The sequence below is a fragment of the Pseudomonas sp. BNK-30 genome, assembly GCF_047456185.1.
GTDB classification, from domain to species: domain Bacteria; phylum Pseudomonadota; class Gammaproteobacteria; order Pseudomonadales; family Pseudomonadaceae; genus Aquipseudomonas; species Aquipseudomonas putida_E.
The window spans coordinates 4,646,803-4,661,958 of record NZ_CP179904.1 but is presented as its reverse complement, the minus strand read 5'-3'; the positions used below and the strand labels follow the sequence as shown (position 1 = coordinate 4,661,958).

Annotated in this window: 14 protein-coding genes and 1 pseudogene; 7 read left to right on the top strand and 8 right to left on the bottom strand. The window is 62.4% G+C overall.

What is annotated here, in order from left to right; all coding sequences use genetic code 11:
• The first annotated feature begins 6 nt into the window (after positions 1 to 6).
• From ACMGGN_RS21580 to ACMGGN_RS21570, 3 genes are all read left to right on the top strand, one after another.
• Positions 7 to 1,350 carry a glutamine synthetase family protein gene (locus ACMGGN_RS21580; RefSeq protein ID WP_414156850.1) on the top strand — a complete coding sequence of 448 codons (1,344 nt, stop codon included), beginning with the start codon at positions 7 to 9 and terminating at the stop codon, positions 1,348 to 1,350.
• Positions 1,351 to 1,354: 4 nt separating this feature from the next.
• A complete protein-coding gene (locus tag ACMGGN_RS21575) occupies positions 1,355 to 2,104 on the top strand; it encodes a gamma-glutamyl-gamma-aminobutyrate hydrolase family protein (RefSeq protein WP_346640404.1) in 750 nt (249 codons plus the stop codon).
• A gap of 114 nt (positions 2,105 to 2,218) precedes the next feature.
• Positions 2,219 to 3,757, top strand: a complete 1,539-nt coding sequence (locus ACMGGN_RS21570; protein ID WP_115273277.1) for an APC family permease — start codon at positions 2,219 to 2,221, stop codon at positions 3,755 to 3,757.
• A gap of 93 nt (positions 3,758 to 3,850) precedes the next feature.
• Here ACMGGN_RS21570 and gmk read toward each other — a convergent pair whose 3' ends face one another.
• Both gmk and ACMGGN_RS21560 read right to left on the bottom strand, forming a co-directional pair.
• Complete coding sequence (gene gmk / locus ACMGGN_RS21565) at positions 3,851 to 4,471, bottom strand: guanylate kinase (protein ID WP_414156288.1); 621 nt, start codon at positions 4,469 to 4,471, stop codon at positions 3,851 to 3,853.
• Between the two features lie 13 nt (positions 4,472 to 4,484).
• Positions 4,485 to 5,348 carry a YicC/YloC family endoribonuclease gene (locus ACMGGN_RS21560; RefSeq protein ID WP_039604571.1) on the bottom strand — a complete coding sequence of 288 codons (864 nt, stop codon included), beginning with the start codon at positions 5,346 to 5,348 and terminating at the stop codon, positions 4,485 to 4,487.
• Positions 5,349 to 5,575: 227 nt separating this feature from the next.
• Between ACMGGN_RS21560 and rph the strand changes: the two genes are divergently transcribed.
• Complete coding sequence (rph, locus tag ACMGGN_RS21555; protein ID WP_046786868.1) at positions 5,576 to 6,298, top strand: ribonuclease PH; 723 nt, start codon at positions 5,576 to 5,578, stop codon at positions 6,296 to 6,298.
• Between the two features lie 61 nt (positions 6,299 to 6,359).
• On the opposite strand, the gene ACMGGN_RS21550 is transcribed toward rph, so the two are convergent.
• Entirely contained in the window at positions 6,360 to 7,139 is a 780-nt protein-coding gene (locus tag ACMGGN_RS21550) for an exodeoxyribonuclease III (RefSeq protein WP_012312131.1), read from the bottom strand.
• A gap of 80 nt (positions 7,140 to 7,219) precedes the next feature.
• Between ACMGGN_RS21550 and pyrE the strand changes: the two genes are divergently transcribed.
• Positions 7,220 to 7,861: an orotate phosphoribosyltransferase gene (gene pyrE / locus ACMGGN_RS21545; protein ID WP_414156287.1), complete on the top strand. Its 642-nt coding sequence runs from the start codon at positions 7,220 to 7,222 to the stop codon at positions 7,859 to 7,861.
• A gap of 104 nt (positions 7,862 to 7,965) precedes the next feature.
• Here the strand turns inward: pyrE and argB are convergent, their stop codons facing one another.
• The 4 genes and pseudogenes from argB to coaBC form a co-directional block, all read right to left on the bottom strand.
• On the bottom strand, positions 7,966 to 8,871 hold the full coding sequence (gene argB / locus ACMGGN_RS21540) for an acetylglutamate kinase (RefSeq protein WP_046786869.1): 906 nt from the start codon (positions 8,869 to 8,871) through the stop codon (positions 7,966 to 7,968).
• Between the two features lie 30 nt (positions 8,872 to 8,901).
• Positions 8,902 to 10,275, bottom strand: a pseudogene (locus ACMGGN_RS21535) (phosphomannomutase/phosphoglucomutase); the annotation flags it as partial.
• Positions 10,276 to 10,410: 135 nt separating this feature from the next.
• On the bottom strand, positions 10,411 to 10,866 hold the full coding sequence (gene dut / locus ACMGGN_RS21530) for a dUTP diphosphatase (RefSeq protein ID WP_012312134.1): 456 nt from the start codon (positions 10,864 to 10,866) through the stop codon (positions 10,411 to 10,413).
• A gap of 5 nt (positions 10,867 to 10,871) precedes the next feature.
• Entirely contained in the window at positions 10,872 to 12,083 is a 1,212-nt protein-coding gene (coaBC, locus tag ACMGGN_RS21525) for a bifunctional phosphopantothenoylcysteine decarboxylase/phosphopantothenate--cysteine ligase CoaBC (RefSeq protein WP_174141075.1), read from the bottom strand.
• Between the two features lie 130 nt (positions 12,084 to 12,213).
• Between coaBC and radC the strand changes: the two genes are divergently transcribed.
• Positions 12,214 to 12,894, top strand: coding sequence for a RadC family protein (gene radC, locus ACMGGN_RS21520; RefSeq protein WP_204919305.1), 681 nt, complete (start codon positions 12,214 to 12,216; stop codon positions 12,892 to 12,894).
• 70 nt (positions 12,895 to 12,964) lie between these two features.
• Here the strand turns inward: radC and ACMGGN_RS21515 are convergent, their stop codons facing one another.
• Positions 12,965 to 14,554: an ABC transporter substrate-binding protein gene (locus ACMGGN_RS21515; RefSeq protein ID WP_046786875.1), complete on the bottom strand. Its 1,590-nt coding sequence runs from the start codon at positions 14,552 to 14,554 to the stop codon at positions 12,965 to 12,967.
• Positions 14,555 to 14,914: 360 nt separating this feature from the next.
• Between ACMGGN_RS21515 and rpmB the strand changes: the two genes are divergently transcribed.
• Positions 14,915 to 15,151 carry a 50S ribosomal protein L28 gene (gene rpmB, locus ACMGGN_RS21510; RefSeq protein WP_012312138.1) on the top strand — a complete coding sequence of 79 codons (237 nt, stop codon included), beginning with the start codon at positions 14,915 to 14,917 and terminating at the stop codon, positions 15,149 to 15,151.
• The last annotated feature ends 5 nt before the right edge of the window (positions 15,152 to 15,156 follow it).

The following is a 15,156-nucleotide window of genomic DNA, read 5'->3' as shown; positions in this document are numbered from 1 at the left end:
AGCGAGATGAAAGACTTCCTCCAGGCCCATCCGGACACTCAGTACGTCGATCTGCTGATCTCCGACATGAATGGCGTGGTACGTGGCAAGCGCATCGAGCGGGCCAGCCTGCACAAGGTGTACGAAAAGGGGATCAACCTGCCGGCATCGCTGTTCGCCCTGGATATCAATGGCTCGACCGTGGAAAGCACAGGGCTTGGGCTGGACATCGGCGATGCCGACCGGATCTGCTACCCGATCCCCGGCACGCTCTGCAACGAACCCTGGCAGAAGCGCCCGACTGCCCAGTTGCTGATGACCATGCACGAGCTCGAGGGCGAGCCGTTCTTCGCCGACCCACGCGAAGTGCTGCGCCAGGTGGTGAGCAAGTTCGATGACCTGGGCCTGGACATCTGCGCCGCGTTCGAGCTGGAGTTCTACCTGATCGACCAGGACAACCTCAACGGTCGTCCGCAGCCACCGCGCTCGCCCACTTCGGGCAAGCGTCCGCAGTCGACCCAGGTCTACCTCATCGACGACCTCGACGAATATGTCGACTGCCTGCAGGACATGCTGGAAGCGGCCAAGGAGCAGGGCCTGCCGGCCGATGCCATCGTCAAGGAAAGCGCGCCCGCGCAGTTCGAAGTCAACCTGCACCACGTTGCCGATCCGCTGAAGGCGTGCGACTACGCGATCCTGCTCAAGCGCCTGGTCAAGAACGTCGCCTACGACCATGAAATGGACACCACGTTCATGGCCAAGCCTTACCCAGGCCAGGCGGGCAATGGCCTGCACGTGCACATTTCGCTGCTCGACAAGAAGACTGGCAAGAACATCTTTGCCCATGACGACCCACTGCAAAGCGATGCTCTGCGCCATGCCATTGGTGGCGTGCTGGAGACCATGCCGGCGTCGATGGCGTTCCTGTGCCCGAACGTCAACTCGTACCGTCGCTTTGGCGCCCAGTTCTACGTGCCGAATGCGCCGAGCTGGGGGTTGGACAACCGTACCGTAGCGGTTCGCGTGCCGACCGACAGCAGTGAAAACGTGCGCATCGAGCACCGTGTAGCGGGCGCCGACGCCAACCCTTACCTGATGCTCGCGGCAGTTCTCGCGGGGATCCACCATGGCTTGACCAGCAAGGTCGAGCCTGGCGCGCCGATTGAAGGCAACTCGTACGAACAGCTGGAGCAAAGCCTGCCGAACAACCTGCGCGACGCCTTGCGCGCGCTGGATGACAGTGAAGTCCTCAACCAATACATAAGCCCGGATTACATCGATATCTTCGTGGCCTGCAAGGAAAGTGAGCTGGCCGAGTTCGAAGTATCGATCTCCGACCTCGAGTACAACTGGTACCTGCACACGGTGTAAGCCCATGAGCGCAATTGCGGTCCCCTTGATCGGTGTCAGCGCCTGCCGTCAGCAGGTGGGGAAGAACTCGTCGCACACGGTGGGCGACAAGTATGTCGAGGCGGCCGGCTTTGCCGGGCTCCCGCTTATCCTGCCGGCCCGCGACGGGGGCAGTGACGCGCAGGCGTTGCTGGCACGGCTCGATGGCATTCTTTTTACCGGCTCGCCTTCAAATGTCGAGCCGCATCATTACAATGGCGCCCCCAGCGCGGAAGGTACCCGGCACGATCTTGCACGTGACCGCCTGACCTTGCCGCTGTTGCAGGCGGCCATTGCCGCCGGCGTGCCGGTGTTCTGTATCTGTCGTGGTTTCCAGGAGTTGAACGTGGCCCTAGGCGGCAGCTTGCACCAGCGCGTGCACGAACTGCCGGGCTACCTGGACCACCGTGAACCTGAGGACGCACCCCTGGAGGTGCAATACGGCCCTCGTCATCCCGTCGGCATTGCGCCTGGCGGGGTATTCGAGCGCCTGGGCCTGGCTGCGCAGTTCGAGGTCAACTCGCTGCACAGTCAGGGCATCGACCGCCTGGCCCCGGGCCTGCGCGTCGAGGCAAGGGCCCCGGATGGCCTGATCGAAGCGGTGTCGATGCCTGACGCGCCTGGCTTTGTGCTTGGCGTGCAGTGGCACCCGGAATGGCGTTTTGCCGACAACCCGGTCTCCACACGCCTGTTCCAGGCGTTCCGCGAGGCCTGCATTGCCCATGCTGCACGGTAGGGTCGTTACCCGAAGGTCTTGGATGACTGATACCGATACGCAAGCTTTCAATGAGTGAAAGCGCCTTGTTCGCAGGGCCTGTGACAACAATTCCAATAGTTACGGCAAATACTCATGAGCGATTACACAGAAGCTGGCCGCCCACCCGATGTGGCCGATTCAGGCAGCACCCAGCGCAGCAAAGGTTTGGCAAAAGGCCGTCTTGGCCTGTTGGCCAGCGTGGTGCTGGGCATTTCGACTATCGCCCCGGTCTATACCCTGACCGGTGCCCTTGGCCCCACCGTGCGGGAGGTCGGCGAGCACCTTCCGGCCGTCTTCATCGTCGGCTTCCTGCCCATGCTGCTGGTCGCCCTGGGCTACCGTGAGCTGAACGCGGCGGAGCCGGACAGCGGTACTTCCTTTACCTGGTCGGCCCGCGCCTTCGGCCCGATGATCGGCTGGATCGGTGGCTGGGGGCTGGTCGTTGCCACCACCATCGTGTTGTCCAACCTGGCCGGGGTGGCCGTTGATTTTTTCTATCTGTTCCTGGCTCAGATCACCGGTAACCAGGCGTTGGCTGCCTTGGCGGATAACCTGCTGATCAACATCACCACCTGTTGCGTGTTCATCGCCATGGCGGTGTGGATCTGTTGTCGCGGCATGGCCACCACCATGAACGTGCAATATGGTTTGGTGGCCTTGCAACTGCTGGTGCTGATCGGCTTTGCCTTCGCCGCCTTCAGTGAGACCACCGCGCCAGCGCCGCTGGAGTTCGACCTGGCCTGGTTCAACCCCTTCGGCGTGGAGTCGTTCTCGGCCTTTGCCGCTGGCCTGTCGTTGTCGATCTTCATCTTTTGGGGGTGGGACGTGTGCCTGACCGTCAGTGAGGAATCGATCGGCAGCGACGAGGTGCCGGGCAAAGCGGCGACCTGGACCGTGCTGCTGATTCTTGGTCTGTACCTGCTCACCGCCATCGCCACCCTGCAATTCGCGGGGATCAGCGAGCAAGGGCTGGGACTGAACAACCCGCGTATCCAGGAGAATGTCTTTGCCCACCTGGCCGGGCCAGTCATGGGGCCGCTGGCGATCCTGATGTCCATCGCCGTGCTGGCCAGCACCGCCGCTTCGCTGCAGTCGACCTTCGTCTCTCCGGCGCGCACGCTGCTCGCTATGGGTTACTACGGTGCGGTGCCAGAGCGCTTTGCCAAGGTTTGCCCGCGTTCGCAGACGCCACGTTACGCAACCATCTGTGCCGGCGTTGCCGCAGGCCTGTTCTACGTGACCATGCGTACCCTCAGCGAAAACGTGCTGGCGGACACCATCACCGCCCTGGGCATGATGATCTGCTTCTACTATTCGCTGACCGCGTTTGCCTGCGTGTGGTATTTCCGCCACAGCCTGTTCGACAGCCTGCGCCACTTCTGCATGCGCGGCCTGTGCCCCCTGTTGGGTGGTGTGATCCTGTCGGTGATCTTCGTGCGCACCGCCATCGACAGCGCGTCGCCGGATTTCGGCAGTGGCTCGCATGTGGCTGGCGTAGGATTGGTGTTCGTGATTGCGGCGATCATTTCGGCACTGGGGATAGTGCTGATGATGCTGTCGCGGATGCGCGCGCCGGCTTACTTCCTGGGGGCCACCCTGCGACAGCAGGCGACTCTGCAGCTGCAGGAATAATGCTGGGTGGGGCGCGTTGCGCCCCAACACCCCGCGGTAGGCGCGGCCTTGTGTCGCGAAAGGGCCGCAAAGCGGCCCCAACTGTCTCTATCTTCAGCCGATCAACTGCTTGAGCAATGCCCCGTGCCGTTCCTGCTGCTTGCTCAACAGCAAACGGTTCGAGCGGAATACGGCCTTCAACTCCTCCAGCGCCACATCGAAGTCATCGTTGATGATGACGTACTCGTACTCGTCGTAGTGCTGCATTTCGCTGACGGCCTCTTTCATGCGGCCGGCAATGATCTCATCGCTGTCCTGCCCACGCCCGTCCAGACGCTGGCGCAGCGCCTCCAGGTTGGGCGGCAGGATGAAGATCGAACGGGCTTCGGGCATCAGCTCGCGCACCTGACGGGCGCCTTGCCAGTCGATTTCCAGAATCAGGTCATCGCCCCGGTCCAGCACTTGCTGCAGCGTGCTACGCGAGGTGCCGTAGAAGTTGCCGAACACTTCGGCGTGTTCAAGGAAGTCGTTCTTGTCGATCAGCGCCTTGAATTCGTCATGGCTGACGAAGTGGTAGTTGATGCCGTGCTCCTCGCCCGGGCGTTTGCCGCGCGTGGTGTGCGAGACAGAAACGCTGACGCGTTTGTCGTCCTTGATCAGGGCGTTGACCAGGCTGGTCTTGCCGGCACCTGACGGGGCCGAGACGATATATAGGGTGCCGCTGCTGTGGTTCATGGTAGGGGTGGCCTTACTCGATGTTCTGTACTTGTTCACGCATCTGTTCGATCAGTACCTTCAGGTTGACCGCCGCTTGCGTGCTACGCGGGTCGAAGGCCTTGGAGCCCAGGGTATTGGCCTCGCGGTTGAGCTCCTGCATGAGGAAGTCCAGGCGCCGGCCAGCGGCCCCGCCGGACTTGAGCACCCGGCGTACTTCATTGACGTGGGTGCTGAGGCGGTCCAGCTCTTCGGCAACGTCACTCTTTTGTGCCAGCAGCACCATCTCCTGCTCAAGCCGTTGCGGGTCGAGCTCGGCCTTGAGGTCGCCGAAGCGGTCGATGATCTTCTGCCGTTGTGCGGCCAGCATCTGCGGTACCAGGGCACGCAGGGTGGTGACCTCGGTGGCCATGCTGTCCAGCCGCTCGTTGATCAGGCGTGCCAGCTCCTGGCCTTCGCGCAGGCGCCCGGCCTTCAATTCGGCCAGGGCCTCGTCGAACAGTGCCACGGCTTCGGCATTGAGCGCCTGCGGGTCGCTGGCGTCGGCCACCAGCACGCCCGGCCAGGACAACACTTCCAGCGGGTTGAGCGGCGCCGGCTGCTTGATCAGGCCGGCCACTTCTTCGGCGGCGGCGACCAGTTGTGCGGCACGCTCGCGGTCGACCTTCAGTGGTTTGCCGTTGCTGTCTTCGTGCAGGCGCAAGGTGCATTCGACCTTGCCGCGCGACAGGCCTTGGCGCAGACCCTCACGCACCGCGCCTTCCAGGTCGCGCAGGGCGTCGGGCAGGCGCAGGTGAGGTTCAAGGTAGCGGTGGTTGACCGAGCGCAGTTCCCAGACCAGGGTGCCTTGGCTGCCTGCGCGCTCGACACGAGCAAAAGCGGTCATGCTGTGCACCATGGGGAGTACCTCGCGTAGATGATGTGAACGGGAAAGCCTTTCGGCTGCAAGGCGCAGGATTGTAGCGCAGTGCGCCCTTGGCGCCCAATCCGCCCATGTTACAGAGCCCTCATCGGCCGGTGGGAAAAGGCGACAGGCTGTGCGCGGCCCGACAATAAGCATGTCCTCACCGGGCTACGGGCTTTATAATGCCGGGCAGATTCAAAGTCCCAGTACAGGTATCCCAGATGAAACGTCCAAGTGGTCGCGCCGCCGATCAGCTCCGCTCGATCCGCATCACCCGCAACTACACCAAGCACGCCGAAGGGTCGGTACTGGTCGAGTTCGGTGACACCAAGGTCATCTGCACGGTCAGCGTTGAAAACGGCGTACCGCGCTTCCTCAAAGGCCAGGGCCAAGGCTGGCTGACCGCCGAGTACGGCATGCTGCCGCGCTCCACCGGTGAGCGTAACCAGCGCGAAGCCAGCCGTGGCAAGCAGGGTGGTCGCACCCTGGAAATCCAGCGCCTGATCGGCCGCTCGCTGCGCGCCGCGCTGGACATGAGCAAGCTGGGTGACATCACCCTGTACGTCGACTGCGATGTGATCCAGGCCGATGGCGGCACCCGCACCGCGTCGATCACCGGCGCCATGGTCGCCTTGGTCGATGCCCTGGCAGTGATCAAGAAACGGGGTGGCCTGAAGGGCGGCAATCCGCTCAAGCACATGATCGCCGCCGTATCGGTGGGCATGTACCAGGGCGAAGCCGTACTCGACCTGGACTATCTGGAAGACTCCGCTGCCGAGACCGACCTGAACGTGGTCATGACCAGTGCCGGTGGTTTCATCGAAGTGCAGGGCACTGCAGAGGGTGCGCCGTTCCAGCCCGAAGACTTCAACGCCATGCTGGCGCTGGCGCAGAAGGGCATGAACGAGATCTTCGAACTGCAGCAGGTCGCTCTGGCCGACTGATTGATCCTGCAGGTATGAAAAAGCCGACTTCAATGTCGGCTTTTTCGTATCTGAACAGTGCTCAGATGGTCAACGTCCAGTCATAGTCGACGATCAGCGGCGCATGCTGCGAGAAGCGCGGCTGACGCGGCAGGCGGGCATTGCGCACGAAGCGGCGCAGGCCCGGGGTGAGGATCTGGTAGTCGAACCGGTAGCCCAGGTTGAGCATCTCGGCCTGCTCGTTGTCCGGCCACCAGCTGTACTGGTCACCTTCACGGCTGACTTCGCGCAGGGCATCCACATAGCCCATGTCGCCAGTGATCGCATCCATCCAGGCACGCTCAGGCGGCAGGAAGCCTGGCGACTGCTGGCTGTCACGCCAGTTCTTGATGTCGAGCTTCTGCTGCGCCACGTAGAACGAGCCGCAATAGATGTACTCACGACGCTTGCGCCGCTGCTTGTCCAGGTACTTGGCGAAGTCGTCCATCAACTTGAACTTCTGGTTCAAGTCGTCGTCGCCGTTCATGCCCGAAGGCAATAGCAGGCTGGCAATACTGACTTTGTCGAAATCTGCTTGCAGATAACGCCCGTAGCGGTCGGCTGTCTCGAAGCCCAGGCCGGTGATGACTGCCTTGGGCTGCATGCGCGAATACAGTGCCACGCCACCTTGGGCGGGTACCTCCGCGTCGCAGGCATAAAGGAAATAGCCATCGAGCTGGAAAGCTGGGTCGTCGAGTTCAAAGGCCGAGGCGCGGGTATCCTGAAGGCAGATGACGTCGGCATTCTGGGCTTGCAACCAGCTGAGCAATCCACGCTCGGCTGCAGCCTGAATGCCATTTACGTTCACACTGATGATCCGCATAAATGGCCCCAAAAATCTCGTGCGTGTATGATACCCGAGCTCAACCCATTTAGCTAAATCCGTGGTGTCCGGGACTTTCCATGCAGCCGTATCAGCGCGACTTCATCCGTTTTGCCATCGATCGCGGCGTTCTGCGCTTCGGTGAATTCACCCTGAAATCGGGGCGTACCAGCCCGTATTTCTTCAATGCCGGCCTGTTCAACACAGGTTCTGCCCTGGCTCAGTTGGGGCGTTGCTATGCGGCGGCCATCGTCGACAGCAAGATCCCGTTCGACGTACTGTTCGGCCCGGCCTACAAGGGTATCCCGCTGGCTGCGGCCACCGCCGTGGCCCTGGCCGAGCAACATCAGCTGGACGTGCCGTGGTGCTTCAACCGCAAGGAAGCCAAGGATCACGGCGAAGGCGGCAGCCTGGTCGGCGCGCCACTGGCCGGTGACGTCCTGATCATCGATGACGTGATCACCGCTGGCACTGCCATCCGCGAGGTCATGCAGATCATCAATGCCCAGCAGGCCAAGGCCGCTGGCGTGCTGATCGCGCTCAACCGCGAAGAGCGCGGCAACGGCGAACTGTCGGCGATCCAGGAAGTGGAGCGTGACTTCGGTATCCCGATAGTCAGCATCGTTTCGCTGACCCAGGTGCTGGAGTTCCTGGCCGATGATTCGCAGCTCAAGCAGCATCTGCCGGCGGTCGAGGCCTATCGGGCGCAGTACGGGATCTGATTGCGGCTCGGTAATGAAAAAGGCGACCTTCGGGTCGCCTTTTTTATCTGTTGCCTTTTACGGCCCTATCGTCGGCAAGCCGGCGATAGGGCCAGTGCAGGCGATCAGCGTGGCTTGCGGTTGCTGATCAAGGTGCCCACGCCGCTGTCGGTGAAGATCTCCAGCAGCACCGCATTCGGCACGCGGCCGTCGATGATGTGCGAGCTGTTCACGCCACCCTGGACCGCTTCCAGCGCGCACTTGATCTTCGGCAGCATGCCGCCGTAGATGGTGCCGTCGGCGATCAGTTCGTTCACCTGCTCGGTGGTCAGGCCGGTCAGGACCTGGCCTTGCTTGTCCATCAGGCCGGCGATATTGGTCAGCAGCATCAGCTTCTCGGCTTTCAGTGCCTCGGCCACCTTGCCGGCCACCAGGTCGGCGTTGATGTTGTACGACTCACCGTTGGCACCCACGCCGATTGGCGCGATCACCGGGATGAAGTCGCCTTTGACCAGCATGTTCAGCAGGTCGGTGTTGACGCTGACCACTTCGCCGACGTGGCCGATGTCGATGATTTCCGGCTGGGTCATCTCCGGCGTCTGGCGGCTCACGGTGAGCTTCTTGGCGCGGATCAGCTCCGCGTCCTTGCCGGTCAGGCCGATGGCGCTGCCGCCGTGGCGGTTGATCAGGTTGACGATGTCCTTGTTGACCTGGCCACCCAGCACCATTTCAACCACGTCCATGGTCGCCGCGTCGGTGACACGCATGCCGTCGATGAAGTGGCTTTCGATCGACAGGCGCTTGAGCAGGTCGCCGATCTGAGGGCCACCACCGTGCACGACCACCGGGTTGATGCCCACGGCCTTCATCAGCACGATGTCACGGGCAAACCCGGTCTTGAGCTCCTCGCTCTCCATCGCGTTGCCGCCGTACTTGATCACCAGGGTCTTGCCGACAAAACGGCGAATGTAAGGCAGTGCTTCGGACAAAACCTCGGCTACATGGGAAGCGGCATCGCGATCGAGGGTCATGCAGGGCTCCTGTAAGGAACAGATAGTCGGTCAGAACGGCAGTTGCAGCTCAGGGGCAACCCGCAGCAACTGGGCGCGGAAAACATCCTTGATACGTTGCAACTCGGCGTCGCTTTCGGCCTCGAAGCGCAGCACCAGCACCGGCGTGGTGTTGGAGGCGCGAACCAGGCCCCAGCCCTGGGCATAGTCGACCCGCACACCGTCGATGGTGGTCAGGCTGGCTTGGCCCCAGTCGGCGTCGCGTTGCAGTGCATCAATGATGCTGAATTTACCCTCGTCGGTCACATCAATATTGATTTCCGGCGTGGAAATGTCGTTCGGGAATGCGGCAAACAGGCTTTCGGCGTCCTGGCCAGCCTTGCTGAGGATCTCCAGCAGGCGTGCGGCGCTGTAGATACCGTCGTCGAAACCGTACCAGCGCTCCTTGATGAAGATGTGCCCGCTCATCTCGCCGGCCAGCAGCGAACCTGTCTGCTTCATCTTCTTCTTGATCAACGAGTGACCAGTCTTCCACATCAAGGCGCGGCCGCCGTGTTGTTCGATCAGCGGTGTCAGGCGGCGGGTGCATTTGACGTCGAAGATGATCTCGGCCCCCGGGTTACGCGCCAGCACGTCCTGCGCGAACAGCATCAGCAGGCGGTCGGGGTAAACGATGCTGCCGGTGTTGGTCACCACACCGACGCGGTCACCGTCGCCGTCGAAGGCCAGGCCGATATCGGCACCGGTTTGCTTGACCTTGGCGATCAGGTCTTCAAGGTTTTCAGGCTTGCCCGGGTCCGGGTGGTGGTTGGGGAAGTTGCCATCCACCTCGCAGAACAGTGGGATGACTTCGCAGCCCAAGGCTTCGATCAGCTGCGGCGCGATAACGCCGGCAGCGCCGTTGCCGCAGTCCACCACCACCTTGAGCTTTTTCGCCAGCTTCACGTCAGCGACGATCTGCTGGAAGTAGCGCTCGAGGATCTCGACCTTTTCCACACTGCCTTCGCCACGGGTCAGGTCGTTGGTTTTCAGGCGAGTCAGCAGGGCCTGGATCTGTTCGTTGGCCAAGGTATCGCCAGCGATCACGATCTTGAAACCGTTGTAATCCGAAGGGTTGTGGCTACCGGTGAGCATCACGCCGGACTTGCCGGCCAGGACATTGGCAGCGAAATACAGCGCCGGGGTCGGCACCAGACCGACGTCGCTGACCTGGCAACCGGCATCGGCCAGGCCTTTGATCAGTTGCTCGACCAGCATCGGGCCGGACAGGCGGCCGTCGCGGCCGACGGAAATCTGCGGCTCGCCTTGGGCGAGCGTCTGCGCGCCAATGGCGCGGCCGATCCAGTAGGCGGTTTCGGCGTGCAGGGTCTTGCCGACCACGCCGCGGATGTCATAGGCGCGGAAGATGCTGTCGGGCAGTGCGGGGACCAGGTGGGCCATGTCGTTCATCTCTGGAAGCTCCATTAGTCAAAGGCTTTCTGGGCAGGCGCAAACTGAACGCTTGGACGGTGGTTTCATCAGAGAGTTCGCCATCCATGGCCTCAACGGTCGCCGGTCGGCTCAGTGGCTGCCGGAATGGCCGAAGCCGCCGGTGCCGCGCTGGCTTTCATCGAAGGCCTCGACGACTTCAAAATGCGCTTGCACTACCGGTACCAGCACCAGCTGAGCGATGCGCTCGCCAACGGCGATGGTGAATGGCGTGTTGCCACGGTTCCAGCACGACACCATCAGCTCGCCCTGGTAATCCGAGTCGATCAGGCCGACCAGGTTGCCCAGCACGATGCCATGCTTATGGCCCAGACCCGAGCGCGGCAGGATCATCGCGGCCAGGCCCGGGTCGCCGATGTAGATCGACAGGCCGGTAGGAATCAGCAGGGTCTGCCCCGGCTCCAGGACGGTGTCCTCTTTGAGCAGGGCGCGCAGGTCCAGGCCGGCGGAGCCAGGGGTGGCGTATTGCGGCAGCGGAAATTCACTGCCCAGGCGTGGGTCGAGGATCTTGGCTTGAAGAGCGTGCATGTAACTTATTGAACCTGGTTGAGCCGTTCGGCGATGAAGGCGACCAGTTGCCGGGCAATCTTGCCTTTGCTGGTCTGCGCGAAGAGGGTTTGATGCTGCTGGCGGTCGATCACGGTCAGGGCATTTTCCTCGCTGTTGAAGCCGATGCTGGGGTTGGCCACATCATTGGCGACGATCAGGTCGAGGTTCTTGTCCTTGAGCTTGCGCGTGGCGTAATCGAGCAAATGTTCGGTCTCGGCGGCGAAGCCGACGCTGAACGGGCGGTCGGTGCGGCCAGCGATGGTGGCAAGGATATCGGGATTGCGCACCATCTGCAGCAGCATGCCGTCGGCGGTCGTAGGATCTTTCTTGAGCTTCTGTGTGGCAACGACCTCCGGGCGGTAGTCCGCGACCGCTGCCGAGGCGATGAACAGGTCGCACGGCATGGCCGCCTCGCAGGCTGCGAGCATGTCCCGCGCGCTGACCACGTCGATCCGGTTGACCCGGTCAGGGGTCTGCAGGTGCACAGGGCCGGTGACGAGGGTCACCCGGGCACCCGCTTCTGCGGCCGCCTCGGCCAGCGCGAAGCCCATCTTCCCGGAGCTATGATTGGTGATGTAACGCACCGGGTCGATGTTTTCCTGGGTTGGCCCGGCGGTGATCAGCACATGTTTGCCGGTGAGCGCCTGGCGCTTGAAGCTCTCGGCGGCGCACCAGGCCAGGTCGGTGGCTTCGAGCATGCGGCCAAGGCCCACGTCGCCGCAGGCCTGGCTGCCGGAAGCCGGCCCGAACACCTGGATGCCACGGGTCTTGAGCAGGTCGAGGTTGGCCTGGGTCGCCGGGTCGCGCCACATGGCCTGGTTCATGGCCGGGGCCACTGCCACGGTGGCGTCGGTGGCCAGTACCAGGGTAGTCAGCAAGTCGTCGGCCATGCCTTGGGCCATGCGGGCCATGAGGTCGGCGGTGGCGGGGGCGATCAGCACCAGGTCGGCCCATTTGGCCAGTTCGATGTGGCCCATGGCCGCTTCGGCGGCAGGGTCGAGCAGATCCATGTGTACCGGGTGGCCGGACAGCGCCTGCAGGGTCAGCGGGGTGATGAATTCAGCACCACCACGGGTCATGACGACGCGCACTTGCGCGCCGTGCTCCAGGAGTCGGCGAATCAGCTCGGCGCTCTTGTAGGCGGCAATGCCGCCCCCGACGCCGAGAACGATGCGCTTGCGATACAGCCGCTGCATAGGCTTGCCTTTTTCCAGAGAGAGCGGGCAGCGACGAACAGGATTGCCTGCGGCAGAACGTCGCATGTACGAGGCGAAATAGATTAACACAGGGCCTAAACGTGTCGCAGCAGGGCGCAAAGGAGATGCAATGAAGATAAGCGAGTGGCCAGCCGAGGAGCGGCCCAGGGAAAAGTTGATGCAGCGCGGGGTGGGCAGCCTTTCGGATGCCGAATTGCTGGCCGTGTTTCTCGGCTCTGGCGTGCGGGGCCACAACGTCGTGGAGCTGGCGCGGGGGTTGCTCGTCAAGTTCGGCGGCTTGCGCCAGTTGCTTGAAGCTGACAGGGACGCATTCGTTGGGTCGCTCGGGCTTGGGCCGGTGCGGTATGGCCAATTGCAGGCGCTGCTGGAGATCGGGCGGCGCAACCTTGCCACATCGATCGAGCGCGACTGCGCTCTGGAGAGCCCTTTTGCGGTGCGCAGATACCTGAAAGCCATGCTGCGTCATGAGCCTAGCGAAGTTTTTGGCTGCCTGTTTCTGGATAGCAAACACCGGCCGTTGGCTTTCGAAATCCTGTTCAGAGGGACGATCGACCGGGCCAGCATCTACCCGCGGGAAGTGGTGCGCCGTGCGTTGATGCACAACGCTGCGGCGTTGATCCTTTGCCACAACCATCCTTCGGGCAACAGTGAGCCGAGCCAAGACGACGTGCACATGACGCTTGCATTGAAGCAGGGGTTGGCGCTGATCGATGTGCGGGTGCTCGATCACATCATCGTGGGTGATGGGGAGCCGCTGTCGATGGTGGAGCAGGGGTGGATTGTCGCTTAGTGGCTGCCTGTTTGCAGGCTCGACCAATCTCCGGCAAGCCGGCATTTGGTCGAGCCTGCAAAGCCAGGGTTCAGCGCTTCACCGAAACCTTGCTGAAATCCAGCCGCCCGAACGGGCTTGCCTGGTAACCCTCGACGCCCTCGCGCAACAGCGCTGCCGCCGTCGGGTGCGCCAGCGGTACCCACAGCGCCTGCTGCTGGATCAGCGTCTGCGCCTGCTGGTACAACCGGCTGCGTACGCTCTGGTCGTTGGTGGTACGCCCTGCACTGATCAACTGGTCCAGCCGGCTGTCGCAGAACCGCGCGAAGTTGGTCCCCGACTTTACCGCCGCACAGGAAAACTGCGGGCTGAGGAAGTTGTCCGGGTCGCCGTTGTCGCCGGCCCAGCCCATGAACAGCAGGTCATGCTCGCCAGCCTTGGCCCGACGGATCAGCTCACCCCATTCGATCACGCGGATTTCGGCCTTGATGCCGATCTTGGCCAGGTCTGCCTGGAGCATCTGCGCGCCCAGGCTTGGGTTGGGGTTGAGCAGGCTGCCTGACGGGCGGGTCCAGATCGTGGTGCTGAACCCATCTGCGTAACCGGCCTTGCTCAGCAGCGCCTTGGCTCGCTTGAGATCCAGCGGGTAGCCGGGCAGGTCCTTGGCATAGCTCCAGGTGTTGGGCGGGTAGGGGCCGTTGGCGGCGGTGGCGGTGCCTTCGAAAACGGCCTTGAGGTAGGCCTGCTTGTCGAAGGCCAGGTTGATCGCCTGGCGCACTTCGGGTTTGTCCAGCGGCGGGTGCTCGCTGTTGATGGCAACGAAAGCGGTCATGAAGGCCGGTGTCGTGACGACCTTGAGGTTACCGTCCTTGCCTGCTTCGGCAACGTCCAGGGGCTTGGGTGACAGGGCCACCTGGCATTCACCACGCTTGAGCTTCTGCAGGCGTACGTTGGCATCGGTAGTGATGGCGAAGATCAGCGGATCGACCGCAGGCTTGCCATCAAAGTAGTCCGGGTTGGCGCGGTAGCGCACCACGGCGTCCTTCTGGTAGCGCTGGAAGACGAACGGGCCGGTGCCGATCGGCTGGCTATTGAGCTTCTCCGGGGTGCCTGCCTTGAGCAGTTTGTCGGCGTACTCGGCGGAGTAGATCGAAGCAAAGCCCATGCTCAAGGTGGCCAGGAAGGTCGCATCGGGGTGGGTCAGGGTGAAGCGTACGCTGTTCGGCTCCGGCGCCTCGATCGACTTGATCAGGCTGCCCAGTTGCAGTGATTGGGCGTGCGGGTAGCCACCCGGTGCGGTCTTGTGCCAGGCGTGGGCGGGGTAGAGCATGCGCTGGAAGCTGAATAGCACATCGTCGGCATCGAGGGCGCGGGTTGGCTTGAAATAAGGCGTGGAGTGGAATTTGACCCCTTCACGCAGCTTGAAGTCGTACACCAGGCCGTCAGCCGACACTGTCCAGCTTTGCGCCAGGCTGGGGACGACCTTGCCTTGGCCTGCGTCGAACTCGACCAGGCGGTTCATCAGTACGTCGGCCGAGGCGTTGGTGGTGGTCAGCGAGTTGTACTGGACCACGTCGAAGCCCTCGGGGCTGGCTTCGCTGCAGACGCTCAGTGGCGCGGCCTGGGCGATGCCGGCAGCAAGCAGGGAGGTGAGCATTAAGGAAAGGGCGGCGGCACGCATCGTGACTCCTTGGCTGTCAGTGGCCCATCTGCCAGTGCAGTCTGGAAACGTCCTACCCTAGTGTGCGCATCAGGAAATGACCACCCTCTTTTTCTACCGGCTGGCGACGAGTGGTCGACAGTTCGCCGGGCTAGCCGCTATGCTGCTCGCGCACGATTTGTCTCCGACAGATGCTCATCAGCAGTTGTTGCAATGCAGTCTTTCTGGTATAAAGCAGCGCTCTTTTCTAGGGGCTCGGCCTGTCGCATCAGCGGATCCGGTCGGTAAGACCTCCAGAATCACGGCGCCTGGCGCCAAAGACTGAGAGATTAAGCGGCCAACCCATGCCGGGTTGGGCATGTGGTTTTAGAGGGCTGAGTCATGTCGAGAGTCTGTCAAGTTACTGGTAAGGGTCCAGTAACCGGGAACAACATTTCCCACGCAAACAACAAAACCCGTCGTCGTTTCCTGCCGAACCTGCAGCACCACCGTTTCTGGGTTGAATCCGAGAACCGTTTCGTGCGTCTGCGCGTATCTGCCAAAGGCATGCGCGTCATTGACAAGCGTGGTATCGACGTAGTGCTGGCCGAGCTGCGTGCTCGCGGCGAAAAGTTCTAAGGAGA